This window comes from Prevotella sp. P5-92 (genome assembly GCF_002251245.1).
Lineage (GTDB): Bacteria > Bacteroidota > Bacteroidia > Bacteroidales > Bacteroidaceae > Prevotella.
Map to the genome: position 1 here is coordinate 1 of NZ_NPJG01000049.1, position 555 is coordinate 555.

The following is a 555-nucleotide window of genomic DNA, read 5'->3' on the forward strand; positions in this document are numbered from 1 at the left end:
CGTGACCGCGAGGGTCGGCCTAGGGTGAAACCGGTGATTGGGGCTAAGTCGTAACAAGGTAGCCGTACCGGAAGGTGCGGCTGGAACACCTCCTTTCTGGAGGGACGCCATAGAGGTGGAGAGTTAAGGAAGAAGCCTTTCTTCTTCCGACGAGACCTTTTTCTTTGGTTCGTTACCTCTTCTTGTACTTGCAACTCTGTCTTTCGGGGGATTAGCTCAGCTGGCTAGAGCACCTGCTTTGCAAGCAGGGGGTCAACGGTTCGAATCCGTTATTCTCCACGCTGGTGAGGATAGACGCCTGAAGGCGTTTAGTCCCGGACTCGGCGCTTGCTGCCGGGTTGACACCAAGAGATCTTTGACATATTGACACACGAGACTGTAGAATAAAACTCAACAAAGAAGTTTTCCTGACATTTTTTTTGTTTGTTGGGATACAGCTGAAAGTATGAGCGGCCATGTTGATGGCCACTACCAAGAAAGTGAATAAGGGCGCATGGCGGATGCCTTGGCTCATGGAGGCGATGAAGGACGTGATAAGCTGCGATAAGCCGCGGG

The 555-nt window shown here is 51.9% G+C and carries 1 tRNA gene and 2 rRNA genes; all 3 read left to right on the top strand.

Annotated elements, in window-relative coordinates:
* Positions 1-96, top strand: a 16S ribosomal RNA gene (locus CIK99_RS05755); the annotation flags it as partial.
* Between the two features lie 109 nt (positions 97-205).
* Positions 206-279 (top strand) — tRNA-Ala (locus CIK99_RS05760).
* A gap of 194 nt (positions 280-473) precedes the next feature.
* Positions 474-555 (top strand): 23S ribosomal RNA (locus tag CIK99_RS05765); the annotation flags it as partial.